Annotated in this window: 16 protein-coding genes and 1 other annotated feature; of the genes, 4 read left to right on the forward strand and 12 right to left on the reverse strand. The window is 51.0% G+C overall.

Annotated features, from left to right (window positions below; genetic code table 11):
• Window positions 1-61: 61 nt before the first annotated feature.
• Window positions 62-2,128: a bifunctional metallophosphatase/5'-nucleotidase gene (locus EVJ24_RS00735; RefSeq protein ID WP_131438871.1), complete on the reverse strand. Its 2,067-nt coding sequence runs from the start codon at window positions 2,126-2,128 to the stop codon at window positions 62-64.
• A 231-nt stretch (window positions 2,129-2,359) separates the two neighbouring features.
• Window positions 2,360-4,486 (reverse strand): heparinase II/III family protein, encoded by a 2,127-nt coding sequence (locus EVJ24_RS00740; RefSeq protein WP_161568717.1) that lies wholly within the window; start codon window positions 4,484-4,486, stop codon window positions 2,360-2,362.
• 490 nt (window positions 4,487-4,976) lie between these two features.
• Here EVJ24_RS00740 and EVJ24_RS00745 point away from each other — a divergent pair, with 490 nt between their 5' ends.
• A complete protein-coding gene (locus EVJ24_RS00745) occupies window positions 4,977-5,252 on the forward strand; it encodes a hypothetical protein (protein WP_131438875.1) in 276 nt (91 codons plus the stop codon).
• 86 nt (window positions 5,253-5,338) lie between these two features.
• On the opposite strand, the gene EVJ24_RS00750 is transcribed toward EVJ24_RS00745, so the two are convergent.
• Window positions 5,339-7,903 (reverse strand): hypothetical protein, encoded by a 2,565-nt coding sequence (locus EVJ24_RS00750; RefSeq protein WP_131438876.1) that lies wholly within the window; start codon window positions 7,901-7,903, stop codon window positions 5,339-5,341.
• Window positions 7,904-8,318: 415 nt separating this feature from the next.
• Here EVJ24_RS00750 and EVJ24_RS00755 point away from each other — a divergent pair, with 415 nt between their 5' ends.
• Window positions 8,319-11,231, forward strand: a complete 2,913-nt coding sequence (locus tag EVJ24_RS00755) for a right-handed parallel beta-helix repeat-containing protein (protein WP_131438878.1) — start codon at window positions 8,319-8,321, stop codon at window positions 11,229-11,231.
• Between the two features lie 171 nt (window positions 11,232-11,402).
• Here EVJ24_RS00755 and EVJ24_RS00760 read toward each other — a convergent pair whose 3' ends face one another.
• From EVJ24_RS00760 to EVJ24_RS00775, 4 genes are all read right to left on the reverse strand, one after another.
• Complete coding sequence (locus EVJ24_RS00760) at window positions 11,403-14,072, reverse strand: Ig-like domain-containing protein (RefSeq protein WP_131438880.1); 2,670 nt, start codon at window positions 14,070-14,072, stop codon at window positions 11,403-11,405.
• A gap of 641 nt (window positions 14,073-14,713) precedes the next feature.
• Window positions 14,714-16,036 carry an Ig-like domain-containing protein gene (locus tag EVJ24_RS00765; protein WP_131438882.1) on the reverse strand — a complete coding sequence of 441 codons (1,323 nt, stop codon included), beginning with the start codon at window positions 16,034-16,036 and terminating at the stop codon, window positions 14,714-14,716.
• A 148-nt stretch (window positions 16,037-16,184) separates the two neighbouring features.
• Window positions 16,185-16,559: a nuclear transport factor 2 family protein gene (locus EVJ24_RS00770; RefSeq protein WP_070328521.1), complete on the reverse strand. Its 375-nt coding sequence runs from the start codon at window positions 16,557-16,559 to the stop codon at window positions 16,185-16,187.
• Between the two features lie 222 nt (window positions 16,560-16,781).
• On the reverse strand, window positions 16,782-19,502 hold the full coding sequence (locus tag EVJ24_RS00775) for a S8 family peptidase (protein ID WP_131438884.1): 2,721 nt from the start codon (window positions 19,500-19,502) through the stop codon (window positions 16,782-16,784).
• Between the two features lie 161 nt (window positions 19,503-19,663).
• Window positions 19,664-19,886 (forward strand) — a binding site (T-box leader).
• 53 nt (window positions 19,887-19,939) lie between these two features.
• On the opposite strand from EVJ24_RS00775, the gene trpE reads away from it, so the two are divergent.
• Together trpE and EVJ24_RS00785 are read left to right on the forward strand one after the other, a co-directional pair.
• On the forward strand, window positions 19,940-21,271 hold the full coding sequence (gene trpE, locus EVJ24_RS00780; RefSeq protein ID WP_131438885.1) for an anthranilate synthase component I: 1,332 nt from the start codon (window positions 19,940-19,942) through the stop codon (window positions 21,269-21,271).
• Entirely contained in the window at window positions 21,268-21,846 is a 579-nt protein-coding gene (locus tag EVJ24_RS00785) for an anthranilate synthase component II (RefSeq protein ID WP_131438887.1), read from the forward strand. Before trpE ends, EVJ24_RS00785 begins: the two co-directional genes overlap by 4 nt.
• Window position 21,847: 1 nt before the next feature.
• On the opposite strand, the gene EVJ24_RS00790 is transcribed toward EVJ24_RS00785, so the two are convergent.
• The 5 genes from EVJ24_RS00790 to EVJ24_RS00810 are packed head-to-tail and all read right to left on the reverse strand — an operon-like array spanning window position 21,848 to window position 26,405.
• Window positions 21,848-22,543 (reverse strand): ferredoxin--NADP reductase, encoded by a 696-nt coding sequence (locus EVJ24_RS00790; RefSeq protein ID WP_131438889.1) that lies wholly within the window; start codon window positions 22,541-22,543, stop codon window positions 21,848-21,850.
• 21 nt (window positions 22,544-22,564) lie between these two features.
• Complete coding sequence (locus EVJ24_RS00795) at window positions 22,565-23,317, reverse strand: iron ABC transporter ATP-binding protein (RefSeq protein WP_131438890.1); 753 nt, start codon at window positions 23,315-23,317, stop codon at window positions 22,565-22,567.
• Entirely contained in the window at window positions 23,314-24,390 is a 1,077-nt protein-coding gene (locus EVJ24_RS00800; RefSeq protein ID WP_131438891.1) for an iron chelate uptake ABC transporter family permease subunit, read from the reverse strand. The genes EVJ24_RS00795 and EVJ24_RS00800 overlap by 4 nt, the downstream gene beginning before the upstream one ends.
• On the reverse strand, window positions 24,387-25,379 hold the full coding sequence (locus tag EVJ24_RS00805; RefSeq protein WP_442899250.1) for an ABC transporter permease: 993 nt from the start codon (window positions 25,377-25,379) through the stop codon (window positions 24,387-24,389). The genes EVJ24_RS00800 and EVJ24_RS00805 overlap by 4 nt, the downstream gene beginning before the upstream one ends.
• Window positions 25,380-25,403: 24 nt before the next feature.
• The gene (locus EVJ24_RS00810) at window positions 25,404-26,405 is read right to left on the reverse strand and encodes a siderophore ABC transporter substrate-binding protein (protein ID WP_442899251.1); all 1,002 of its coding nucleotides are present in this window, start codon (window positions 26,403-26,405) and stop codon (window positions 25,404-25,406) included.
• Between the last annotated feature and the right edge of the window lie 60 nt (window positions 26,406-26,465).

Below are 26,465 nucleotides of genomic sequence, written 5' to 3' on the forward strand. Positions count from 1 at the left end.
AATCATCTGTTTGACAAAACGGAGACAAAAAAAGGACACCCCGGAGGATGTCCTTGTAAAATCACTGTTTGACGTCTTTGATACGGTCTTCAACAGTTGGTGTAATTTCACCGAGGCTGAGCATATGGTCGCGCAAGTTCTCCCAGTCGCTGAGACCGAGGTCTGTGACGCGTCCGGCTTTGAACGCTGCCTCAAACTCAACATAGTTGTCGCCGCCTTGCGCCGTATAGAAGTTCGTTGCGATTTTATACGTGCCGCCCGCTTCGATGGCAACGTCTGTTGTGCCGTTGTTATACGTCACGCTGACGATGCGCTCGTTCGCTGGTTTCGAGCTGTCAAATTCGACTTTGAGTCCTGACACTTGGAGGAAACCGCCGCTCTCACGAGGGTAAACACTCACACTGCGCTCGAGCGCTGCGAGGAGTTCTGCTCCACTGAGTTCCATGACCGCGAGCGTGTTACCGAATGGAAGGACATTGATAACTTCCCCTGTCGTCACTGGACCTGCTTCGATGTTGCTACGGATACCACCAGCGTTTTGCACGGCCGCGATGATACTAGCATCATATTCTTTCGCTTTCGCGAGCATACCGTCAGCAATCAAGTTTCCGAGCGCCGTTTCTTGTTTGCGTACGCTTGGTGCCGAGATATCTCCTTCGTCACGTGGGTTTGTCAATTCAGCATTGAGCGTCACGCCGATTGGATCGAGACTGATTTTGTCGACATCTTCTTTGAACGGAGCGAGAAGTGCGACCGCACGTGCATCTGGCTCAAGCACTTTCACGTCAATCAACTTCCCAGCGTGGCTGACGATTTTTCCGTCTTTGTCGAACTCGACATCGAGTGTTCCAAGGAACTCACTGTATTGGAACGCTTGGACGATGACCGTCGGCTCGGTCTTGCCTTCCGAAATAACAACCGGTGCATTGAGGCGTGAGTGCGTGTGACCACCGATGATCACATCGATTCCGTCAACATTTTCAGCTAGGAGCAAGTCGTTATCGACGTTCGGGTTATCGTTATATCCAAGGTGTGAGACGGCGACGATTTGGTTGACGCCCATGTCTTCAAACGCCTTGACGGCTTTGTTCGCTTCTTCGATATAGTCTTGGAACTGAATTGGACCTGGACTTGCGATATCTGCCGTTTCTTCTGTCGTCAAACCGAAGAATCCGACTTTCTTACCGTCGACGACTTTGATGACACCTTCGTAAAGGCGGCCGTTGTATGCCTTCTCTGTCGTTTCGTCACGGTACAAGTTTTTCATGTATTGGTCGCCCGAGTAGTCGACGTTCGAGCTGACGAACGGGAAGTTCGCGTAGCGGACGAAGGTAGAAAGCTCTTTATGACCTTCGTCTGTGCCGAGATCGAACTCGTGGTTACCTGGTACCATCAAGTCGTATTTCATGTAGTTCATGAGTTTAAGGTCAGCTTGACCTTTAAATTCGTTGAAGTAAAGCGATCCTGAGAAGACGTCCCCAGCGTCGATCAAAAGTGCGTTCGGGTTTTCAGCACGCACTTGTTTGATTGCCGTTGCTCGGTTCGGAGCGTACTTGAGGGCGGCATGCGTGTCGTTCGTATGCATGACCGACAACTCGTACCCTTTTACTTCGTAAGGAACGTCGAGCGTCACCGTGCGGCCTTTGTGCGTGTACGACGCCGTCGCCGTGAACTTCCCGATCTTGTCAGTCGATAAGTTCGTCCACTTCACCGGTTGGCGTAGAACGCGGTCGACGAATTGGATTTGGAGTGTGTTCAATTGCCCAGTCAACTTCTCGCCGTGCTTGAACGTCCACTCACCCTTCGGTGCGATGATCGCTTTCGGATAGTTGATGACGCGCACTTTCTTCTCAAAGTGTTGGTTCTTCCATTTGATGTAGCCTTTTACCGTTTGATATGTACCGAGCTTGTCCATGTTGACTGTCGATTTGTACCAATAGATCTTGTTGCCTTGGTATGTCTTGTCGAGCGCTGCGTCAAGATCCCCGTTCTCAACGAAAGCCGCCTTCAACTTGATCGTTTGTTTCGCCGGGGCTGCCTCTGTCACGACCGCTGGGGCGATCACCGATGCCGTGAGCGTCGCCGCGAGCATCCCTTGATAAAACTTGCGTGTCTTCGAATTCAACATGCACTGTTCCTCCTCTATTATGTATAAGTCGACCGAACCGAAGTCATAACCGCCATTTCGTCGCCACTGCCAGATGTCTGACCTCAAGCCAATGGAAGCGATTACAAAATACGTACAGACTTCACTTTTAAAGATACGCAATCTCACAGAATAACACAATTACTTTTCTGTAAATATTTCGTTATTTCTTTTATTTTTTGAAAAAAAGGACGCCGATTGGCATCCTCTCGCTCATTCTGATATTTCAACTTCCTCAAGCTCCAACACCGGTCCTTCACCCTTCGGCATCTCAATCGTCCGCGAGCGTCCGTCCGAAAGAGAATACGTGATAACATAACTCGCATCATTCTCAACCACGTTCGAGAACGTAACGTTCGTCCCCGATTTCGACATGTGGAACAACGTGACGAACGATGCCCCTGCACCCGTTTTCGTCGAGACGACTTGGTGACGCGGCACCCACTCGAAGTCACGGTAGGCGATAAAGCTCGACTCTCGTTTCATGGCACCAGACGACGCGACCGGAAGCTGAACGACTTGGAGAGTGCGTCCCTCTTTGTCGCGGAACGTCATCTCACCAGTTTGTTCCGCGACCGGTTCTAACCCGACACCGAGGTGGAAACGTTGGGTGAACGAGGCACGCGAATCCGACCGAATCGTATCGGCGACAATAACCGTGCCCGCTTGATCATGGGCGATACTGCGCGTATGGTGCATGTCCTGCCCAATCAACTCGCTGTATCCAAGTGCTCGTTGTAACCCTTCCGTCTCCTCGACCGATACGATCCCGCTCTTACCGATCGTACTCGGATGAAGCGTCAATTGCCGGGTGCCAGTGTTCACCGTGTTATGGGCGTTGACGTGCACCGCTGTATTTCTCTGCGGAAGCGTCGTGTACCCGAAGCGTCCCGTCTCGACGATGAAGTCACGGCCGTAGCCGTACAAGTCGATGCTCAAATCGTCTTGATGCTTGTGCGCCGTATTATGGAAGCCGGCCGTCATCATGAGGGAGATGGCATCAGCGAACGGCTCCTTCTCACCCCAATGTTCACGTAGAATCGCGTATTGGGTATGGAGCTGTTTCGTCCGTTCGAGCGGACGTTCCCCTTCCTTCCCGCCACTGACCGCATACATGAGATGCGGATAATTGCGCAGCGTCGATATCATCGACATCGTCCGCGGCTCGCCTGTCGTGTCCCCAAACAGCGGCAACGTCCGGTTCGGCTTGACGAGATGAGTCAGCGTCTCAGGCATCTGTCGGACGGCTTCAAGCCGTGGTGACGTCGTGAAGGCGTTCGCCTCGATCCAGCGATTGAAGCGGTACAGCATCTCATACGTGTACACTTGATAGCCCGGCGAATGCTCGAGATGGACGTTGTCCGGGCTCAACGAGTGGTCGAGCTGCTCGGTCAGACGCAACGCGGCGAGGTCGCGCCACTCCGATGACCGTTCGAGTTCCGGGAACGTCTCGGCGATATCGGTAAGCGCCATGTCTTGGAAGATGCCGTGATTATGGCGCGGTCGATAAAATGACGGCGTCGATAGGATGTCACCGTGACCTTCGACCGTGCGCAACACGAGCGCGCTGAACGCCGGGTCGTTGTTCAGACGCGACTTTTTAAATTGATTCCAAAAGTTGATCAAGTGGAACGTCCGGATGGCCGTCCCTTGCTGATGATAGGCGTTCGGATAACGCTTATAGTCACTCGTCGGGTACTGTTTGACCCAGCCCTCGACGAGCTGTTTCCCATATGCCAAATACTTCGTGTCTTTCGTGTAATGGTATGCCATCGTCACTTGATTCAAGACCATCCAATATTGGGCTTGGAACATGAACGACGTCGAGTCGCCGACTTTAATGTCCTGCTCCCAGTTAAACGTCGCGATGTCCGGGACGGCTTGTCGACCCGGTGCCGCACCGAGACGCCAACTGCCTTTGAGCGCCGAGTCCGCTTGCGATACCGCCTGCGCCTCGGTCAAAAAACCATAATAGTATGGCACTTCGCGCTTCACCGAGCGCGCCGTATAGTTGTGGAGCAGACGGTCGTACTGACTGTCAGCGACGACCGCCTGCGTGAGGAGTCCCGTCTTGAGCGGGATGTCCCGTTTCAATCCGTATGTACGGCGTCCATTGACCTCGACTTGATAGTACCCGCCCGAGACGCCGACGACGTCATAGCGCTTGTTCGGAGTGAGCAATGCGATCGGCTTCATCGACTTATCCGGCATGAGCCGATAGACGGTCGTGTCTTTCGCGACTTCTGTGAAGAAGGGACGCGCGCTGGCCTCGGCCCCGACAGACGTCGCCGCCATGATGAGCGCCGTCGTGAGAAGCGTCCCTCTGATTAAATGTTTCATCCAATACCCCATTTTTTCTTTTTTTACCATCATAACACGTATAAAAGGAAACTTTTTCAAAATGAAGGGAATTGTTTTTTAGGTTTTTGTTTTCAAATAACTCGTTTCTACCATCATATAAAGGAGACTGTTTGCGTATCCGCTCCTCGGAACAGGCATGGCTTCAACACGCTCAACAGTTCAAGACAGATGGGACGTCTTAACTCGCAGTAGGCAACATGTTTCAAGCAGGCGGATCCATATCAAGCAAAGGAAAATCGCTTCGGATTCAAGCGTACGGCTACAAGGATGTACTCGCCCGAATCCCTTAATATCTATGTTTTTGAAACGTAATTTCGTAAAACGATTCAATTCCTTGTATTTGGAATTCACAAAAGAATAGACGTCAATTAATTCAAAATCATGACCTAAAAAACGAAAAAAAGAAGCGACAAATTATGGATATAAATGTATACTGATGTGGAAGAAACTGATAGAAAGAGGTGCGGTCATGACAACTTTTCTCCCATGTTCCGAGCGATTCACATATAAACGAAATTTACAGCGGCTCGCGGAGATCGATTTGCACCAGTCAGCCACATCCGAATTCTCGTTCACGCTGCGCGTCAATAAGCAAGCGAAGTTGGCCGAGCCATTCCAACAAATCGATTCACTCGACTCGGCAGCGCTGTGGAAATGGTTCCCGAACGTCAAAGCCAAATACGATACGCAGCGCGACTGCCTCAAAGCGGCGACGTCTTGTCTGTCTGTCATGGTCATCAATTAATTTTTCAAACGAGGTGCTTCACGCGTCTCGTTTTTCTTCACAAGAAAACGCCTGCCCGATTTCAATTCGGACAGGCGTTTTTCGGTTTAGCGGACGGTCACATACACCGTCTGCGTACGCCCTTTCGGCGTCGTGAATTTGATGGTCAGGCGTGTGCCTGACTTTTGTGCCGCAATCGCGACCGGTGTCGATTTCGATGTCACCGTCTTCGTCGCAATCAGCGTCGTTCCGCGATGGACCGTGACCGTGCCGTAGTCGACGTTCGAGTTCACCGTAAGCGTGCGCATCGTACTCGTCGGGGCAGCGACCTTCATGATCGGCGTAAGACCCGCCTTCACGTTCACCGTCTGGACGAAGCGATAGACACCACGTGTGCTGATGAGCGTGATCTTCGCGTTGAGCGATTGCGGTGCCAAGCTCATGACGACACGACCCGTCGATGAGCTTTTACCGCTCGTGACTTGTTTCGTCCCGTTCTGCAACGTGACGCGACTGTTCGGGAGCACCATGCCGACCCACGTCTTCTGTTCATCGTGGAGACGAATGTTGCTGAACGTCACTTGCGGGAGGGCGAGGCGTGTGTCGAGCTTTTGCCCGCCTCGTGTCAAGCGGACGAGGACGATGTCGCCCGGTTTTGCCGGCACCGTGAAGCGTGTCGATGAGACCGGTGTCGCCGTCGTCAACTTCCCGTTGATGAAGAATTGGAGCACAGCGCGCGTGTCACGGCGAACACTGACGACCGTATGCGTCGCCGTCATCGCGACGTCCGTCACTTGGAGGATGGTCGGACCAACCGCGGCGACACGATGTTCGAGCGTTTTTGACCGATCTCCTGTCTTCGCGACGACACGAATCACATCGCCGTCTTGTAACGCCTTCGGTAACGTAATCGTGCGACCATCCCCAACAAACACTTCATTGACATACGTCTTATATGTGATGAGTTTTGCCGTTGAAGAGTACGACAGTGTCGTGTCGCCCGCATTCGGTGTCACCTGAAACGCAAAAGTTGGTTCAGTTCGTTCAAAAACGACGAGCTCCTTCTCTACTCCTTCTGTTCCCGCTGGCGCATAAGTCACAGTGACCCCTTTTGCGAGCGGATCGACGGTTCCAGTCACGCGCGCAATCCCTGAGGCGTCAGCTTGAAGCGTGTCGTACCACGAATGGAATTGTTCTTTGACAAATACGTCAATTTTTCCATTCGGTACAGTCTTAAAGACGACACCGCTTTCGACAGAATCACCAATAACCTCAATTGTATTGGCTTCTGGATTCGGAACAGGTACTGTGAACGGTTGGCGATAGACCGCCGAGCCATTCGCAAGGCTCGTCACCGTGAACGTCGTACCTGATGTCAATCGTTCGGTCCCCACTCGGAATTCGCCAGTCGCTGTGGCAGTGGTCGAGTATTGGAGTGGTTCACCTTCTCCTCCGTGAACACGCACCGTCATGCGTGCGCCTGGCGCTGTCTGTCCGACAATTTCACCCGCAAGCCCGAACTTTCGGATTGACACTTTTCCAACGTTGTATGAAAAGAGCGTCCCACTGAATGTTTTCCCCATGTACGTGAGGTTGTAGTTGGCGTCCGTCACATAAGAGAACACTTGAGGCGAAGATACCTCATTAGACTTGTTAGCTGTTAATCGCTCAAACGGTATCGTTTCGGTCACGCCATCTAAATTCATAGAGACAACCGAGAGCGGATATGGCCGGCCGACATAGAGGAACGGATCCCCTTCTGCGTTCGCACGCTTATCCACTTGTAATTCAAGCTGGGTCGGCATTTGTTTATAAGAAGAAAGCGGAACGGTACGATCCGAGAAAGCTAGGGTACCAGGGTAAAGTTTTGGATAAACGATTGGGCTGTGTGTCTCCACTTCGCCTGACGTGATGTTAAGGACCCCATATACGCCTTTTGAGTACCAATGCAAGAACCCGTCTTCTTCCGCGTATTGTATGCCATACCACTCCGGAAGTGCCAAGAGGCGTCGTGATGCTTCGAGATACACATATCCTTGATAGGGATAAGCGATGACTCCGTCAAACGCGAGCGCTTCCTTGTCCCGAACTTGTACCTTCACATCAAAAGATTGGATAGATTCCGTCTTACCAGTCGCTACGTTCACATGCGCGATGTCCGAGAGGTCGTGTCGTGCCGCAATTACGGTCTGACCGTCTGTTGACAACGTCACCGCCGTACCGAGGTCTGAACGTTCCCACATGATGTCTCCTTGAAGGTTTGTCATCATTACTGTCGTCCATGTCGCCCATAGAAGACGATCATGTGCGACGTCCGCTCCGACGATTCGATACGTATCCGGTACTGATTTCGACGTGACCTGACCATTCAAGTCGATGATGTAGCGCGTCGTCGAACAGTCGGTACAGCCTGACGTAAAGACGAGATGCTGACCGTCCACACTCATTACAGCGTTTTTCTGATAAGACCAATGCAGATCTAATTCTTTCGATAACGGAATGCGCTCTCCCGTTCCGACATGGTACAGCTCTTTTCCGTCCATGGTGATGACATAAGGGCTATTCGAGATTCGAAAATGGCTTGGAATCGGTTCTCCAGCCTCCACCGATGCAGGAGTGAATACTATAGGAAGAAAGAGAGCAACCAGTAGTGCCCATAACAATTGTTTCATGTACGTTTCCTCTTTTCATTAAAAATGGTAAAAGCTTATTTTGATGACAATAAAAGTATAATTTGTTTTTCAGAAAAGGGAAATAAATTTTTTATTTTTGATATTTGTATTAGATGGTCCGGCGCTTTGGACTTCCTATAATTAGAAACTTATTTATACGTTTGAACCTGATTATTCAAAAAACATTTAATTTCCAATTGAAACATAGTAAAATCCCCTTTTATTCCTTTTTGTGATTTATAATTCCTTTTGTATGACCATTTACAGCAAGGAGGAATTATCATCAATGTCTAAACCTTTACCGAAAATCACGAGCGGATTAGCAATCGCTACATTGCTGTTCACCACGTTACCTGTTACAGCATCCGCAACTTCTGCCCCTAGCCCCATTTCACAAGTTAAGCAGAATCAATCATTGAAAACCTTTCCACTCAACCGCCTCACCGTCATCAATGATTCGACGATTCGATTAGGAAAAACACATTTCCGCATTTCAAAAGAACAGGCCACCTTTTTTAAATCAAATGCACAAGCGCTAAAGAACGCCCGTTTATCCGTTCGCTACTCGGCCAATCGGAATATCGAGGAAATCGTCGGACTCGAAATTAACCAACACGGTAAAAGTTTTAATCAACCAGTCACATTAAACGGTATGAATCAGTCTGTGAAAGGTATGATTCGCATCAACGCCAGAAATGTAACGGTTAAAGACGTGAAATCCGTCGACTATATATACTTGACGAATCAGGCGAGCGCGACGACTCAATTCTTAAACGTGAACGCAAAAAAACTTAGTCAAGCATCTTTACCGAAAGCAATTCAACGCCAAGCGTCACCTCTATCGAGAGTCATGATTCAAGGTGGGACGTTTGAATCCATCGATTTACAACGGACGAACACACGCCTACAAGCTAGAGGTAATGCCTTTTTGAATGAAGTTCGTTCGTTCGCCAACACATCGATTCAATCGACGGCGGCTGCACGGATCCAAGACGTCCTAAGCGGGCACCAGGTAACGTCGCTTCATTTAAGTGGAGATGTATCAACCATTCATAATGCGTCACGCACATTGTCGATTACAGGAACATCAACTATTGGAGACGTAGTTATGAAGACGAAACAAGCTCGCCTCAATCTTGAAGTTTTCGGGGCCGTCACACAGCTGAAAGTACTTGCCGCCGACACGGCAATCTCCGTAAACAAAGACGCCACGGTCGATACGGTTGAATTTAACGCTTCTGCCAAGTTTCAATCTATCCAACCGCTTAAAAAAGTAGGCATAAGCGGCGAGAAAAGTGTGATTGATTTGGATGCATCAGTCGACCAATTAGTCACCACAAACGAGACGGTTCTATCCGTCGGAAAAAATCGTACAATCAATAGCATTCAAGCCGAAGACCGTTTAACAGTAGAAGGCAGTGGAACCGTGAAGTCCCTCGAGCTCGGTGAACGAGTAAAAGATGTCATCTTGCACGTACCAATCGCAACAATGACGGTGAAAGGAAAAGGTCAAGACACGATACGGGTTTCAGGAAGTGCCTCAATTGAACGTGTCGTCCTAGACGGGGAAGCACCACTTACCATCGATGTACCAAAAGTTAATCACGTCGAAGCAACCGAAACAAATACAGGAACGGTCGACACCGGGAACACAGAAGTCGGTCAAAATGACGTCACAGAAGAGGAAGTCGTACCGCCAGCACCACCGATTGAGACACCCGTACCAACACCGCCTGTCGTTATACCGCCAATCGTTGAACCGACCGCCCCGCCAGAAGAAGAGACTAGTCCATCAATCGAAGAAAGCTTTGAGTATTATAAGTCATCGACATCATCAGGAGACGACTTTAGCGTCACGGAAGATTTGACGATCGGCGGATTTGAATCAACAAGACACATGTATATTCATATTCCAGAAGACGTCACACTTACCGTGAATGAGCCAATCACAGGTGGACACCAACTCCAATTCTTCGGAAAAGGAACGCTCCTTCTTGAAGAACCATCACTTTTAAACAACCAAAAGTTAAACTTTGAAGAGACGATTCAATTACCCGTCTTTCCGGAAGGGATTTTTTCTTCAAGACCACCGAGTGAGGTCTATCCGGATATGCCAAGAACCTTTTTCAGCTACCAAACGTTACAAGACGCAATCAATCACGGCGATCTCGTCTATCTAGAGAAAGATGTCGTAATCGATGAACCGGTGCAAGCGCAAAAAGTCCATATCAAGTCATCTCGCGGAGCGACCATCCGAGCATCTGAGCAGTTTTCAGCTGTAGAAGCTCATGGATATGGCTACCTCTTCATGATTCAAGATACGAATCAGCCGATTACGTTAGAAGGAATTTCATTCTCTCACCCAAACGGGGCCGGGTTACTCATCTCACGAGCAGACGATGTCACATTAAACCGCGTCACGTTCGTCGATAACGGTAAAGAAGGGCTCGCCGTCGAGAATGCGGACGTCAACATCGATTATCTTTATACTAAAAACAACGGTGGTCCGGCTATTCGCATCGACAACTGGTTTGAAGGCGATACTTCCTCTGTCACAGTCAATCGTTCAGCGATGACGGAAGAAGTCCCAGTGGCAACGACGACAGACGTTTCACGAACCAAGCTTACGTTGCCGGAGGAATTCATTCAACGAGAAGATCAAACGACACGTCAAACGCAATGGATTCGGGATAACGGCATCTATAAACTGAAGCGAGACGGAACGACAGAACGTTTTGCAGACACGGCACAAGCGAGCAACTCGCTAAAACTGTTTGACCAGCTGATCGTCAACGGTCAACATTCTGTTACAAAGACGATTGAATTGTCAGAAGAAGTTGTGCTTCGCGGGGAACATAACGGGACATTGACAGCGGCAAACGATTTTGAGGGTGATGATTTGATTCAACTGAACGGTGATTCTTACAGCAGTTCGATTGCAGAATTGACCGTTGAAGGCGCTCCGCGTCACGGAATTAACATCATCAATAAAGGTGACGCTGTCCTAAGAAACGTCACCTCTCGAAATAACGGCGTCGGCGGCGTGATGGCGAACAGTTCACACGTCACTGCGTACGGATTATACACCACCGGGAATGCTGAGTTTGGTGTCGGAATCGAAATCATTGAAAACGCATCAACACGCTCCCATTTCTATTTGGATGAAGGTGAGTTGAACGAACCAGTCGCTGCGATCTCGCACGGACATGCAAGCGGAGCAAATGCTCATTTTATTGACTTTACGCATACGTTCGAAGAAATGAAAGAATCTACGTTCACGAAATGGGTGAAGGTAAGACAAACAGGGATTGAAGGAAATCAAGAATAACATGAAGCAACAGCCCTCGTTTCAGACAAATCTGAAGCGAGGGCTGTTTGGTATAGACGCATTTCGTATATTAGCAGACATAAAAAAACCGCTGACACATGAAGTGTCAGCGGCCCAAGATGGCTCCGTCCGAAGACTTTGCTCTATTTAACCCTAAGGGAGGGTCAACAATTAGTTAGTGATAGTGATTGTCGCCGGTGAAACAACTTTGTTTCCAGCCGCGTCAACAATATCAAGTGTGTCAACAAGTTTCAACGAAAGACCTTTTGAAAGTTTGTCAGCGTTTACTGTAGCGATAGTTACATCAACAGTAGAAACAGCAGATGCACCTACACCAGAGTTTACGATTTCAGCAGTTGCTTGTGCTTTACCGCCTACCAATACTTCGAAGTCAAGAGCAGCTGCATCTGTAACAACTTCGCTGAACGTGATCCGTACTTTATTTGTATCAACCAATTTAGCAGAAGTTACTGTTGGAGCAACGTTCTCTTTAAGGTTAGCTACAGCAGTGAAACGATCCATCGCTACAGTAGAACCTTTCGCTTTAACACCTTCAACAGCAACGTTACGATCACCAGTGAATGCGTTTGAACCAGCAGCAAGTTTAAGTTCTGCAACTTGTTGTCCACCAGCAACCGGGAGAAGTGTTACTGAAGAGATGACAGCTCCATCAATGCGGTAGTTTGAGATGTTTGTCGCTGATGCGCCATCAACCTCTTTGTCGAACGTTACCAACACTGTGCTGTTATCACCAGCTTTTTGTGTGAATGAAGAAGCTCCGACTACAGCAACTTTTGTTTCGTTAACTGGAGTTCCATCTTCAGAACGTACGAACGAAGCTTTAGCAGCCGTTTGGGCTACACCTGATTCGCTAGCTACGCCAGCAAGAACGAGGTCAACGTTGTAAGAAGCACCTTTTTCATTAGCACCACTCAAGAGTGAAGCAAGCGCGACACGTACAACTTTTTTGTTATCAGCGTTTTTGTATGCAAGTCCTGTAGCAGAACCGTCAATTGATTTCGTAACGAAATCTTTAACGTATGTTCCATTTGCTTCAACTGTAGCATTTGTGAGTACAACATTCTTATCAAATGTGAGCTCGAGGTATTCTTTCTTATCTGTTGCATCTACGACTACTACAGAAGAAACAACTTTAGGTTCTACAACGTCTTTCACGAATGTGTAAACGCGCGAGAAGTTATCTCCAGCTTCACCACTGAGATCAGTGTAGCTTGATACAGAAACAGTTTTCACACCTTCAAGAACGCTAGTAGTTTTAACGACATATTTAGAAGCATCGTTATCTACTTTTGTCACAGAAGATACACTTGTGTTTGTAGCCGATACTGCTGGCGCAGCTTGCAACGCTTCAGAGAATTGGATTGTGAATTCAGAAGCACCTGTTTGAACAACAGACGAAACTACTGGCTTCACACCATCTTTAACGCCGAGACGGAATGACGCTGTTGCAGGGTTTGGTGTAATCAAGTTTCCAGCAAGATCACGTGCACCAATGAATGTTGCGACGATTTCTTTGTTAGCTGTAAGTTTAGAAGCATCAAGTGTAAGTTCAGCATAGTCAGCACCTTGAGCAATTGAACCAGTAACTGCCCCAGCTGCTACTGCAGATCCGTCAGCATATTTGTAAGTGATGCCAGCAAAAGCAGTCATGCGTTCAGAGAACTTAACTGTCGCTTTAGTTGAAACAGTTTGCTCAACTCCAGCAATTGTTGGAGCAGTCATGTCTTTAGCGAGTGATACGATTTTCGCGTACTTCTCGACTTCGTCACCTTTGACTGTTTTCACTTTGTCGATAACGACATCGTAACGTTTTTCAAGTTGTTGTGTGCTCGTCACTGTAAGCGTCATGCCGTCAGCAGAGAGGACGCCTTTGAACGTACCCTGTACTTGTGAGTCAATCGCACGCATTGTGAATACACCAGCTTTGAAATCGCCGTTTGATTCAAGCAATGTTGACTTATCAACCGCTTTGTTGAATTTAACTTCAACTTGTGTGCCGTTAAGTTGGTTGATTGCTTTAACCATAGGTGCCTCAACTGAGAAGTTTACAGCTTCAGAAACGACTTCGCCTGATTTAAGAACGAATGAGTGGTCGCCTGCAGGAAGTCCTGCAGCTTCAGCAGTCAACTTACCATCTTTGATTGTCGCTGGAACTGTAACAGCTTTCGACGCATCTTTGAATGGGTAGATAACGAGATCAGCTTTTGTATCGGCTTTAGCGTTTTTAACGTCAGCCATTACTGAAAGTTTGTTTTCAGCTTGGTCAACTGATGCTGATACTTTCTCAAATTCAACTTCACCAGCAACAACTGTGTAAGTCAAGAACGAAGTGATGCGGTTACCGTTGTGGTTGTAAGAGATGAGGACTTTTTGCTCGCCTTCATCTTTCGTGTTGTAAGTTGAGCTCATTGTGAAGCGCTCAGGAGCTTGTGTGTAGATTTTACCGTCGCGGTACATTACGCGGATCGATGGTTTCTCGAGTTCAGAACCAGCTTCGACTTCGCCGAGGTCTTGGTCAAGAACGTAGAGTGGGTAGTTACGTGGGTAAAGTTTCTTGATGTAAGTCTTGCCATCAGAACCTTGACCTTTAACTGTTTGCCACTTGTTGATTGCAGTAACGAGGTATTTGCCCCATTTGATTTCTACACCTTTAGGCGTGTTAAGCGCGAGCGCCTCTTTGAACTTGCCGCCGAGTACGACCTCTGCTTTAAGTTCTACTGTTGAAGTTGAAGCTTCTGCTGCCATTACCGGAGTAAGAGCTGCTGCCGCCACAGCGAGTGCTGCTGACGCTTTGACTAACTTGAATGATTTCTTTGCCATCTTGTGTAAATCCTCCCTTTGGTATGTTGCGATTTTGCGCTACCAGCTTGCAAGCTACGCTCCCCCCACTAAACGATTCCATATGTATACGCCATTCGTTCGAACGACTTATCCAACCTGATCCTTTAGGTCTTGAGCTTCACTTAAACTGATAGGTATTTTTCAAGATGTGACTCTTGAACAATTTACCAAGTATGAACTTGGAAAACCTTACATCCATAATATACATAACGCTTCCAATCAGCACAAGCGTTTTTTTTCGCAAAAATGGGAATGAATTTGAATTTTGGAGTTTTTGAGATAATTCAATATCGCATTACCCACTTTTTATAATGTCGAAATTCGTCGAAAAACGCCGATATGACGCCATTTCGACATTTTTAGATTAAATTAACCCTTTAAATGTATTTAATTTTACTTTTATTACCTTCTCATATAATTACCATGTCTGATTTTAGATTGTATCAAAATAAGGAATAATTTAACCCTTATTTTTACATTGACCAAACTTTTAAAACTGATTCAATAAGACTAGTTTGAAATTCAGGGAATACATTTTGACTAGTCCGGTTGCAAATTACACAAAAAAAAGCTACGAACCGGTTTGGTCCGTAGCTTATGAAAAACGTCTTTCTTCTATATTAGTAACCCGCGTATTGGAGCGATTGAATGAAGGCCCGTTTCTCGCCTCCGAGGAGCGCCCATTCGAATTCATACTCGTAGCCTTCGATGGTGATGACGATCCGGTTCTCTGGACGGACGTGTTGCTTGATGAACGCAATCATTTTTGCATCCGGTTGGAACAAGTAAGACTCTTCGACCGTCCCATCCTCATATTCGTAGTATTCGACGTCATACGGGTCGATCGTGTGGACGAACGATGCCGAACCGACACGGATCCGGAGCTTCTCGAACTCGAGCGGCTCACCGTCTTCTGCGATGTAGTTCAACAAAAAGCCCATGTTGGCTTTCGTCGGACGGTCAAAGAAGAGCGGCGCGAACGTCTCGTTGTAACGAATCGACCCATCCGCTGCGAACACTTCCTTATGAACGACGATACGATTTCCCTCTTCGTCACTGACACGGTGGAAGTTGTTGAAGAGCGCGTGTTGGACCGTGAGCGTCTCTGATGCACTACGGTTGCCGGCACCGTCACGGACGACGAGCGACACCTTCTTGCCGAGCGGTTGTTTCGGGATCGGGAGAACGAACTTCCCTGTCGACATGACCGGGGCCGTGTACGCTTTCCCGTCGATCGTCACGATGACCGTCGCGAGCGGCTCTGCCGTTCCGGCAATCCCGTTCGAAAGCGTCGTGACCGCTTGCGTGAGGCGCGCCTTGCTCGGTGCGACCTTATCCGCTACGACCGTCGACTTGACGAGTTCGCTGATCGCACCGTTCGCCGTCTTCGCCTGCGCCGTCAAGACGGTACCGACTTTTTGAAGCGCGATGACACGGCGGTAGTTCCCGTTCGCGTCGAACGAGCCGTTGAACGTGCTGCCCCCGACCGTCACAGTGACGGCGAGTCCTGGTGTACCTTTCACTTCGATCGCACGAGCCGAGTTATCGACTGGGTTGATGACCGGTGCCGCCGGACGTGCCGCCGGATCTTCCGCGACGATGACGCGTGTCACAGCGCTTGCGTTCCCGCTCGCATCGACTAAACGGACATCGATGACGCGACCGACTGGTTGTGGGGACATCGTGAACACGGCTTCACCGTTCGTACGGATGACGCGCTCGTATGTTTTCCCAGCGACAAGGATTTCAGCTTTTGCACCGATCTCCCCTTGAATCGTGAGTGACGTCGATGTATGGAACGGTGCCGCTACGACCGGCGCAGCAGGTGCCGTCACGTCGGCGACAGTCGTCGTGCCTCCTTCAGCCGCAACGAACGTCGGTGTAAAGCCACCGATGACGAGTGTCCCGGCGAGGAAAAGCGCTAAGTATTTCGGTTGTTTCATTTTATGAATTCCTCCTAAATAATGTATCGAATTAGACAACAGCTTTATTTTAATGGATTTTTTTAAAAATAGGTACATAATTTTCTATTTTAGGTGCACATTTCTCTTCAGTACACAAAAAAACATCTCCATCGCTGGAGATGCCTGATCACGTCTCGTGAATCATCGTCGCTTGTCCGCCTTGCCAGAGCCACGTATCCTGGTCTTTCACGTACAAGTGCAGTGCCCAGAATCGGCCCTCGTAAGCGTTCGTCCCAAGGATAAACCGCTCCTCGAGCAACAGTTGCACGACAGCGAGCTCACCTTTGATCGTCTCGTCGAATGTGACCGTCTCTTGGGCGATCCATTGGACGGCGGCCGGGTCGACGAACTGGTCTAAAAATGTCTCTTTATCGAACTGACGCCCGCTCGAGTCGACATAGCGGAATTCATCGTGCATGATGCCCCGCATCGCGTCAAGGTCGCCCGCCGTTTGAAGCGATGCCCGGTCGTCAGAAAGTTGTTTCATGTTGAGTGTTTCCATAGCTGTACCTTCCTTTCACCGTACATCATAGCATACATTTCCTGCTTAGACCGCCCAATCTGACACTACCTCATCCACCCAAAGTACCTCTGCGATTGTCTATAGAAAAGACCGTATCGACAAGCTCCGCAAGATGAACGGCAATTTGAAAGTGTCTTGAGCATCAAAATCCTTTGACGCATACGAAAACCGGCCCTCTATGGAGAGCCGGTTTTCGTTCGTTCATTTGACGGTGACGGTCGTGATTTTACTGACTTTCTTCGTCACGTCTTCAACGTGGACAGACAAGCGCTCACCTTTTTTCAAGGCTCGCGTCTTCGCCACGTATGTGCCGTTCAATGCTATTTTCGACTTGCCGATGACACGTTTGTTCTGGTCACGCACGACGATCGTCATCCCTGCTTGCGCTTTCCCGGTCACTTGTTTCGCGTTTGCACGAGGTGCTGTGATGCTCGGGGCACTCGGTCGAAGCCCTTTGGCGACGACGACACGTTCTCCCGTGAAGAGTGGCCCGTTCGTATACGTGACGCGGAGCACCGTTCCTGCTTTTTGTGGGGCGAGCGACATCGTCAACTTGCCGTTTTTGACCGTTCCCGAGCCGATCCGTTTCGTTTTATTGTACACGTTGACGACCGTTCCCGATTTTGCGGAAACGTTGAAGACCGGTGCGTTATCAAATATACGCTCCGGCTTCGGCGCGAGTTGAAGCATCGACTCGGCCCGGTAGACGTTCACTTTCCCGTAGCCGCTCACGACGTCGTAATACGGGAGGAGCGGAGTATTCAAACCATCTAACACGTCTTGCATACCATCATATTCACGCGGGTCTTTCGGTGCGTCCCCACCCGTGAAGGCGAGCGGCTCCGACGAACGGCGTAAGATTGTCCGGACGCCTTCGACTGTCACGCGCGGGTGTTGCGAGACGAGAAGTGCCACAGCGGATGCGACGTGTGGCGTCGCCATGCTCGTCCCATCCATATAGACGACGTTACCGTCCGGCACAAGGCTCGCAACTTTTGAACCCGGTGCGACAACGTCGACATTGACTCCGTAGTTTGAGTAGTCCGTGACGAGACCGAACGTGTTCGTCGCGCCGACCGAAATCGTGTACTTCGAAGACGCCGGATACGAGACGCGAGACTGTCCGTCGTTCCCCGTTGCTGCAACGATAATGACACCGCGGTCATGCGCATACTTCAACATATAACCGATCGTGCGGCTTTCCGTTCCGCCGAGGCTCATATTGATGACTTTCGCTCCGGCGTCGACGGCATACTTGATACCGAGTGCGATTTGATCCGTCTCCCCATATCCGCCGGCATCAAGTACTTTCACCGGTAAGATGGACACGTTCGGGACAATCCCCCGCATCGACGTGCCGTTGTTTTGAGCGGCCGCGATGACACCGGCGACGTGCGTCCCGTGACCGTGGTCATCGATTGCGTCGCCTTCTCCGTTCGGGTCGACGAAGTTCTTCCCGTTTCGGACATCAACTTTCCCTTTCAAATCGAGAAGGCGGTGGTCGACACCGGTATCGAGAACGGCAACTTTGACGGTACGGGCTTTCAAGTTGAGCGCCTCGTACTTATCAAGGCTGATGCCCGCGTCCCCGAACGGTTTCAACACAGAGCGGCTGTTGACCGACCATTGATAGCTATAGCTCGGGTCCGCCATAAATGCAGAGTACGTCTCGATCGGCTCGATATAGTCGACGTTCGGGTCTGACTCGAGCACCGCTTGTGCCGACGCTTTCGTCTTCGCTGACGCCGTTTCGACATCGACGAGCGCGAAATGGTCACCCGGCGAACCGATGGCGAGACGTTCGGCCGAGACATCACGCATCGCGTTCATCTTGCCAATCGATTGGTTCGGTGACGACTTGTATTTGACGATATAACGCGGGGCGTCCGTCACGTTGACGGTGACGCCGATGCGGTCGAACACGTCCGTGAGCGGTGTTCCCGCAAGTTCATCCATCCCGGCAAGACCTGCGACAGACGCGATGTCCGCCTTCAATCCTTCCGGCACGCTTTGGCTGACGAGGGCGTGCATCCGGTTGATGGCCGCTGACTCTTTCGACGAAACTGTATGCTGTTTTCGCTCGACGAGAGCTGTCAAAAGCGGTTTGAGTGTCACCAGGTCGTTATACGCCGCCTGACGCTTCGTCTTGTCGAACGTGATCGCCTTGATGATGTAAGGCGAGGCACGGTAGTAGAGTGCCGCGAGTTCCCGCCCTTCTTCTGATTGGTTGAGCACGTCCGTCTGGACACGTCGAATCAGCTCGAGCATCGTCTTTTGATCACTTGCCGGCATTAAAATCGATTCGACGGCACACATATCGCCGCTTGCCTGTTCATATTTCACCGGCAATTTGACCGGGTTGTAGACGAGGTTGATCTCTGAAGCGAACTCCGACGGGTCCGGTTCGCTTGGCGGTTCTGTTCCGTCCTCACTCGGTTCTGTTCCTTCTTCACTCGGCTCTTCTCCTTCTTCAAGTGAGAAGATCTCCTCTTCCGGTGGATACATGTCCGGCGTCTCCATCGGCATGTACTCGACTTTGACGTAGTATGGTCCTTCCCATGCATATGGGAGATGGATTGTCGCTTTGCCGTCCTCTTTCGAGGCGCTCGCACGGTAAGGATAGAACGTATCGTCTTTCCCGGCCATATCGGCGCTCGGATAGACCGAGACGTTGGCGAGCTTCGTCGCCTCCATGACGATTTCCATATGGGTCATCTGGCTCGGAGCTCCTCGCTCCATCTTGAACCAGTATGTATTGACCGGATCGACGCCCGTCGTGAACGTGACAGCCTCCCCAGCTTCAAGTAGTGTCGCTTGCTTCATTCCGGCACCGGCATCAGCGTGGATGCGCGGCGGGACGAGCGAGACGATAAGTAGGACCGCGAGCAATGTCGCAACAGTCCGTTGCACCAATCGTTTCATTTGTTTTCCTCTTTTCCAAGTATTAGGTGAATCACCTTGGATATAGTATACGAGATCTGTTAGAAAATGTTTCAATCGTGTTACAAAAATATTTCGACAATGAAACGCGTCAAAGATTGACATCATCACGTCATCCCGTTAAAGTAACGATAACATCATACGAACTCGCGATGAGAAAGAAGAGTAGCGCGAAAGGACGTCTCCAGAAAGCCGGTGGTCGATGCGAACCGGTGACGTGTCTTGCGTGAATGGGCTTTTGAGCGTTCAGACCGATACGTAGGCTCTGACGGGTCCTCCCGTTACCGAGGACAGCGAATGATCGTTCGCGATGAGTGGGGGGAACTCCCCCAACGAAGGTGGCACCACGGGTCTCCCGTCCTTCATGTCTATTTAGACATGTCGGGCGGGGGACTTTTTTATTTGGAGGAGGAGATTACATGGAACAACTGATCATCAACGGCGACGAACTGACCCCGGTGGCCATCTTCCACCGGTTGCAAGGAGAGCGGAAAGTACTGCTCGAGAGCCGGGCTGAAGGTAAACACGGACGTTACTCGATCATCGCGGCGAACCCGGTCGAGACGATCCGTGTCGACGGCAACACCGTGACCAATGCAACGGGCACGGTGCATGCGGACGACCCGCTCGCCGTCTTATCCACATTGATCGAACGGGACACGGAAGACGCGCCCTACCCGTTCATCGGCGGCGCCGTCGGGTATATCGGCTACGACCTGCTGCGGACGTATGAGCCGATCCCGAACACGCCGACCGAGACGCGCGACTTGCCGGACGCGTTGTTCCAACGCTATGAGACGGTCGTCTTGTATGACCATCTTGAGGAGCGCGTCATCTTGATCGACACGGGCGACAGCGACGGTACTGACCGGCTCGAACAGTTGAAAATCGAGCTCGAGACGGCGAAGACGCACGAACTCGCGCCGGTCGTCCGGACGAGCGAACGAATCTTGACCGACAAGGACGCGTTTATCGAGCGTGTCTTGAAAGCGAAAGAAGCAATCCTTGCCGGCGAGGTGTTCCAACTCGTCTTGTCGCAACGGATCGACGCGAAGTTCACCGGTGACCCGTTCCACTTCTACCGGACGCTGCGAAAACTTAATCCGAGCCCGTACTTATTCTACATCGACCTCGGCGAAGCGATCGTCCTCGGGGCGTCGCCTGAAAGTCTCGTCCGTGTCGAAGGGAACCGCGTCTCGACGAACCCGATCGCCGGTACGCGCCCGCGCGGCAAAACTGTCGAAGAAGACATGCGCCACGCCGCCGACTTGATTGAAGACGAGAAAGAGCTGGCCGAACATCGGATGCTACTTGACCTCGGCCGGAACGACATCGGCCGCGTCGCCAAAGTCGGCACCGTCACGATTCCGAAACAGATGGAAGTCGAGCGTTTCAAAAACGTCATGCATCTCGTCTCCGAAGTCGAAGGCGAACTGCGTGACGACTTGAACCCGATCGACGCGCTACGGGCCTGTCTCCCGGCCGGCACCGTCTCCGGGGCACCGAAGATTCGGGCGATGCAGTTGATCGATGAGCTCGAGACACTGAAACGTGAAGTATACGCCGGGGCCGTCGGCTATCTCGACGTCCGGGGCGGCTTCGACTTCGCCCTCGCCATTCGGACGATGGTCGTCCAAAATGATACGGCGTACGTCCAAGCCGGGGCCGGCATTGTCTTTGACTCGGATCCGGTATCGGAATATGAAGAGACGCTGCATAAAGCCAAATCCCTGTTGGAGGTGTTCGCATGATTTTGCTGATCGATAACTACGACTCGTTCACATATAACGTCTATCAAGACGTCGCCCGGTTCAGCGATGTCTTGGTCGTCCGTAACGACGAGCTGACGGTCGATGAAATTAGCGCCCTTAACCCGGCCGGTATCATCATTTCACCTGGTCCAGGTGGTCCAGGTGACGCCGGTGTCTCCCTCGACGTCGTCCGGCAGCTGTCGGGACAGATCCCAATTCTCGGTGTCTGTCTCGGTCATCAAGTCATCGCTGAGGCGTTCGGCGGGACGGTCAGCCGGGCCAAACAGGTCATGCACGGCAAGACGTCCGTGATCGAGACGACACCCGGTGCCTTGTTCGACGGAGAGCCGATGGACGTCATGCGCTATCACTCGCTCGTCGTCCAAGCGACGGAACTAACCGTGACGGCAACGACTGCGGACGGTGTCATCATGGCGCTCGAGCATCCCGAACACCCGACGTACGGCGTCCAGTTCCATCCTGAGTCGATTGGGACACCGGACGGACGTGACCTGTTCGAACGGTTCGTCGCGATTTGTCATACAAAAAGACCGGGGTACGTGTCCCCGGTCTGAGTCATTTCAGAAAGTCTTCTAGTTGGAAGTCGCGCTTATCGAGTATGATTTGTTCACGCGTGATGCCCCGCTCACGCAACATCGCAATCGTCTCTCGTAAGAAGTCGTCGCTGCCGACGAGATAAAACAGGCCATCCTGGTCTTCCGCCATCGTCTCGACACGCTTGTAATAGTTCGGACGACTGTCGACAAACTCAGCCGTGAAATCGTTCGATGATGTGAAGACGTTGTTGAATAGATAGTTTGCCGACGTGTCGACGTTCAGCGAATGGAGATGCGGCACGCCTTCTCCGTTCGCCAAATACGCGAGTACGATCGGGCGGAACGTCGCGAGTCCGACCCCGGCCGACAGCAAGTACACATTCTTCCCCTCACGCTTCAATGGGACGTTCGAATGTGTCTTGAAGATGGCGACTTGTTCGCCAATCTTCATATCACGCAAGATTGACTTGAACTCGGAGCACTCTCGCTTGATCCGTGTCGTGATACCGATCGCGCCTTCACGCGGCAGCGTCGAGATCGACATGTGGCGAATCAAGCTCCGGTTCGGTTTGTCTTCTTTGTTGAACCCTTCTAACGCGAAGTGGGTATGCGCCCCCTCGTCCCACGTGAAGCCGTCCGGGAGCTCGAGTTGGAACGTGTATGTATCTGGCGCTTCCTGTACAACTCGTTGAATCGGTGTCCAGTAAATTTGCATCGTCGTCACTCCTTCCTTCTATTAATAGACCGCAATCGGTCCGTATGGTCCTTGAATGATTTCAAGCTTCGTCTCGAAGATATCGGATAGCGTCTCGGCGACCATGATCTCATCGACTGTACCGAAGGCGGCGATCTTGCCGTCTTTCATCGCACAAATCCGGTCCGAGTACTTGGCCGCGAAGTTGATGTCGTGGAGCACGGTGACGATCGTCCGGCCGAACTCGTCGGCGACGTGGCGCAAGTATTCCATCATCTGGACCGAGCGAGCGATGTCCAGGTTATTGAGCGGCTCATCGAGCAACACGTATTCTGTCTCCTGGCAGAGCACCATCGCGACGTACGCCCGCTGGCGCTGCCCGCCCGACAGTTCATCGAGATAACGATGCTCGAGCTCCGTCAAATCAAGGAAGTCGATATACTTCGAGATGATGCGCTCATCTTCTTGCGTCAACCGTCCTTTCGAATACGGGAAGCGACCGAACCCGGCGAGCTGACGGACGGTGAGACGCGTCACGAAATGGTTCTCTTGCCGCAAAATCGTGATGATTTTCGCCAAGTCTTTCGATTTCGCGCTCGACACATCCATCCCCGCGACTTGAATTTGACCCGCGTCTAAATCGAGCAGGCGGCCAATCATCATGAGCGTCGTCGACTTGCCGGCCCCATTCGGCCCAATCAACGACGTGAACCCAGCTTTCGGGATGTCGAGATTGATCGGTCCGATTCGGACGTCATCCGTATACGATTTTTGTACTTGTTCAAGTTGAATCATAGCGATTTTCTCCTTAAGATGATTGCCAAGAAAACGATTCCGCCGAACAATTCGATAATGACGGACACGACACTCGGTGTATTGAGAATGTGATACATAAAGAAATACGCGCTCGTCAACACGAAGAACCCGAGCGCGAACGCCATCGGAAACATGTACTTATGGTCGTACGTCGAGGCAACCTGATAGCTGAGCGTCGCCACCAAGAAGCCAAAGAACGTCAGCGGTCCAATCAACGCCGTCGATACCGACATGAGCAGCGAAATCAAAACGAGCGTAAAGATGACGCTGCGACGATGGTTCACCCCGAACGATGTCGCTACATCTTTCCCCAGTGCGACGACGTTCAAACGATTCGAGAAGCTATACAATAAGGCCCCGACGACAAGCACGATCGGAATGACGATCGGGAAGTATGCGGCATCGGCATGCATGACCGACCCGAACAGACGAGCCTGAAGGATATCAAAATCCGACGGCGCGAGCATGCGGCGCATGAACGAGGATACCGAGTTCAAACCGGTCCCGATGATGATTCCGATGAGAAGCATGAGTTGCAAGTTCCCGTATTTCCCGGACAAGAGCCAGCCGTACAACAACAGGCTCATGAGTACCATGAGGCCGACCTGCGTCAAAAAGGCACCGGTTCCCGAAAAACCGATTAACGCCCCTGCCCCGAAGAAGAAAATCATGCTCGTCTGAATCGTCGAATAGAGCGCGTCGAACCCGAGTAAAGACGGCGTGATAATCCGGTTGTTCGTCACCGAATGAAACGCGACCGTCGCCAAGCTTTGACAGAGCGCGGCGATCGCCATCGTGATGACGGCGACGACCCGACGCTCAACGACGGGGATGAACGACGGTGAATCGAACGGAACCGGGTTGTTATAGACGAGTAACCCGAACGCACAGAGCAATCCGCCGACGATAAAGAAGGCTAGGAACAGCCAATAACGCCGTTCTTCCCGCTTCGAACGGAACGCCGTCGCACACCGCTCTTCCGTATGCACGGATCGACCATCGACATCATACGCTTCCCGTTGCTTCGTCTTGTCTTCGATGAGTGTGCTCATCGTACCCCTCCCGTCTTCCGTTGTCTCAAGAGAATCGCGATGAACACGATTGACCCGACCGTCCCGAGAATGAGCGATACCGGTAATTCAAACGGCATGATGATTGTCCGCGAAATCAAGTCGCTGACGAGGACCGTGCCCATCCCGATGACGCATACCCACGGCAAGTTGCTACGGAGATCGTCTCCACGAAACATCGAGACGATGTTCGGGACGATCAGTCCGAGGAACGGCAGATTACCGATGACCGTCGCCACGACCCCGACCGCGAGTGCAATCAGTCCTGTCGCAATCAAGATGAGACTGTTGTAGTTGACGCCCAAGCTCGTCGCGATGTCTTCGCCGAGTCCGGCGAGCGTCAACCGGTTCGCGAGGATAAAGATGAAGAATGTGACAAGGATGATAAGCCACAAGTATTCATAACGTCCGACCTGCACCGATGCGAACGACCCGACGAACCAGCCTTCAATAGTCTGACTCGCTTGAAAGAACAAGCCGAGAAACGTCGACACGGCCGATACGACCGCCCCGAGCATGAGCCCGATAATCGGGACGATCAACGATGAGCGGAGTTTGACCGAGCGCAGGAACCAGAAGAAGACCATCGTTCCGATGAACGAGAAGACGATCGCTCCCGTCATGCGCATCATGAGCGTCGGCGCCGGAACGAGCAGATACACAGTGAGCAGACCGAGCCCCGCCCATTCGAGCGTACCGGTTGTCGTCGGTTCGACGAGACGGTTTTGCGTGATCAGTTGCATGACGAGTCCCGACATTGCCATGGCGGCACCGGTCAACATGATGGCAATCGTGCGTGGGACACGGGTGATCCAAAACATATCCGCTCCGCCCTCCTGACGAATGTCATAGACGCCGGTCACGAGCGAGAGGCATGCCAACATGAAGACAACGAGAACTGCTACGACAAAGGACTTTGTCCATATGTTAGAAAAGGAGGGCTGAGACAATGTCTCAACCCTTGCTGTCATTGGTTTTTGCACAACGTGACTCCCTTACTTCGAAAGCGCGGCTGCGATATCGTTGAATAGCTCAGAATAAGTTTGAATCGACTCGTTGATGTACGTGTCGTTCGGTGCATAAACGATTTTTGCATCTGTCACGGCTTTTGTTTTTTGAAGTGCCGGTGCGTTATCAATCACGTCTGCTGCAGGTACAGCGTCTTCCATGCTTGTAATCGCCGCGTCACGGTCGAGGACGAACAACCAGTCCGGGTCACTCTCAGCAATCGCTTCAACCGATACTTCATCCCCTTGATGGTCACCTGTCGTTTTCTCTACTTCGAGGGCAGGAGTCCAGTCAAAGATGTCATACATCGGTCCAAAGACACGACCTGTATTCGGTGCCGAGAAGCCGATATCGCCGCCTGAGACGATGACTGACATCACTTTGTCTTCACCGTTGTATGAAGCTTTTACACTGTCGATTGATGCTTCAAAGCTGTTGATGAGTTCATCTGCTTCCGTTTCTTTTTCAAAGATTTGGCCGAGTGAACGCGTCGTCGACTCAAAGCCTTCTACCAAGATTTCACCTGGCGTGCCCGCATCTTCTGGGAGCTCAATGTTCAAATCGATGACGGCTGCTTCCGGAACTAATTTTTTAATGTCGTCGTAGTAGTCGGCGAATCGTTGACCGACGATGACGACGTCCGGATCCACACCGGCGATCGCTTCTAAGTTCGGCTCATTGTGCATCCCGACGTCCACGATGTCTTTATCATTTTTATAAGGCAAGTCCGCTGGAATCAATCCGATTGGAGCCGCGACCAAGTCGATGTCCCAATCCGAGAGCGTCTCGAACGTCCGGTTGTCGAGCGCGACGACCTTCTCCGGATTGACCGGTACTTCGATTGTGCCATGTGCGTCCGTGATTTCCACCGTCTTCGGTTTCGCTTCCGCTTCCGCGTTACCCGTATTGGTCGCCTCATTCTCATTCCCACATGCCGCAAGTAATAAGACAAGCGATGTCGCCATGATTGATGCTTTTAATTTCCCCACTTTTTCCATCTCCCTATATGTATTGATTACGCCGACAACCTTCTCAATCGAACGGCATCC

Origin of the sequence: Exiguobacterium sp. SH1S21 (genome assembly GCF_004337175.1) — a bacterium.
Classification (GTDB): Bacteria; Bacillota; Bacilli; order Exiguobacteriales; family Exiguobacteriaceae; genus Exiguobacterium; species Exiguobacterium aurantiacum_A.

Coding starts and splice junctions, on each gene's coding strand:
- EVJ24_RS00735 (WP_131438871.1), bottom strand. CDS start 2,128: ATGTTGAATTCGAAGACACGCAAGTTTTATCAAGGGATGCTCGCGGCG.
- EVJ24_RS00740 (WP_161568717.1), bottom strand. CDS start 4,486: ATGAAACATTTAATCAGAGGGACGCTTCTCACGACGGCGCTCATCATG.
- EVJ24_RS00745 (WP_131438875.1), top strand. CDS start 4,977: ATGACAACTTTTCTCCCATGTTCCGAGCGATTCACATATAAACGAAAT.
- EVJ24_RS00750 (WP_131438876.1), bottom strand. CDS start 7,903: ATGAAACAATTGTTATGGGCACTACTGGTTGCTCTCTTTCTTCCTATA.
- EVJ24_RS00760 (WP_131438880.1), bottom strand. CDS start 14,072: ATGGCAAAGAAATCATTCAAGTTAGTCAAAGCGTCAGCAGCACTCGCT.
- EVJ24_RS00765 (WP_131438882.1), bottom strand. CDS start 16,036: ATGAAACAACCGAAATACTTAGCGCTTTTCCTCGCCGGGACACTCGTC.
- EVJ24_RS00770 (WP_070328521.1), bottom strand. CDS start 16,559: ATGGAAACACTCAACATGAAACAACTTTCTGACGACCGGGCATCGCTT.
- EVJ24_RS00775 (WP_131438884.1), bottom strand. CDS start 19,502: ATGAAACGATTGGTGCAACGGACTGTTGCGACATTGCTCGCGGTCCTA.
- trpE (WP_131438885.1), top strand. CDS start 19,940: ATGGAACAACTGATCATCAACGGCGACGAACTGACCCCGGTGGCCATC.
- EVJ24_RS00785 (WP_131438887.1), top strand. CDS start 21,268: ATGATTTTGCTGATCGATAACTACGACTCGTTCACATATAACGTCTAT.
- EVJ24_RS00790 (WP_131438889.1), bottom strand. CDS start 22,543: ATGCAAATTTACTGGACACCGATTCAACGAGTTGTACAGGAAGCGCCA.
- EVJ24_RS00795 (WP_131438890.1), bottom strand. CDS start 23,317: ATGATTCAACTTGAACAAGTACAAAAATCGTATACGGATGACGTCCGA.
- EVJ24_RS00800 (WP_131438891.1), bottom strand. CDS start 24,390: ATGAGCACACTCATCGAAGACAAGACGAAGCAACGGGAAGCGTATGAT.
- EVJ24_RS00805 (WP_442899250.1), bottom strand. CDS start 25,379: ATGACAGCAAGGGTTGAGACATTGTCTCAGCCCTCCTTTTCTAACATA.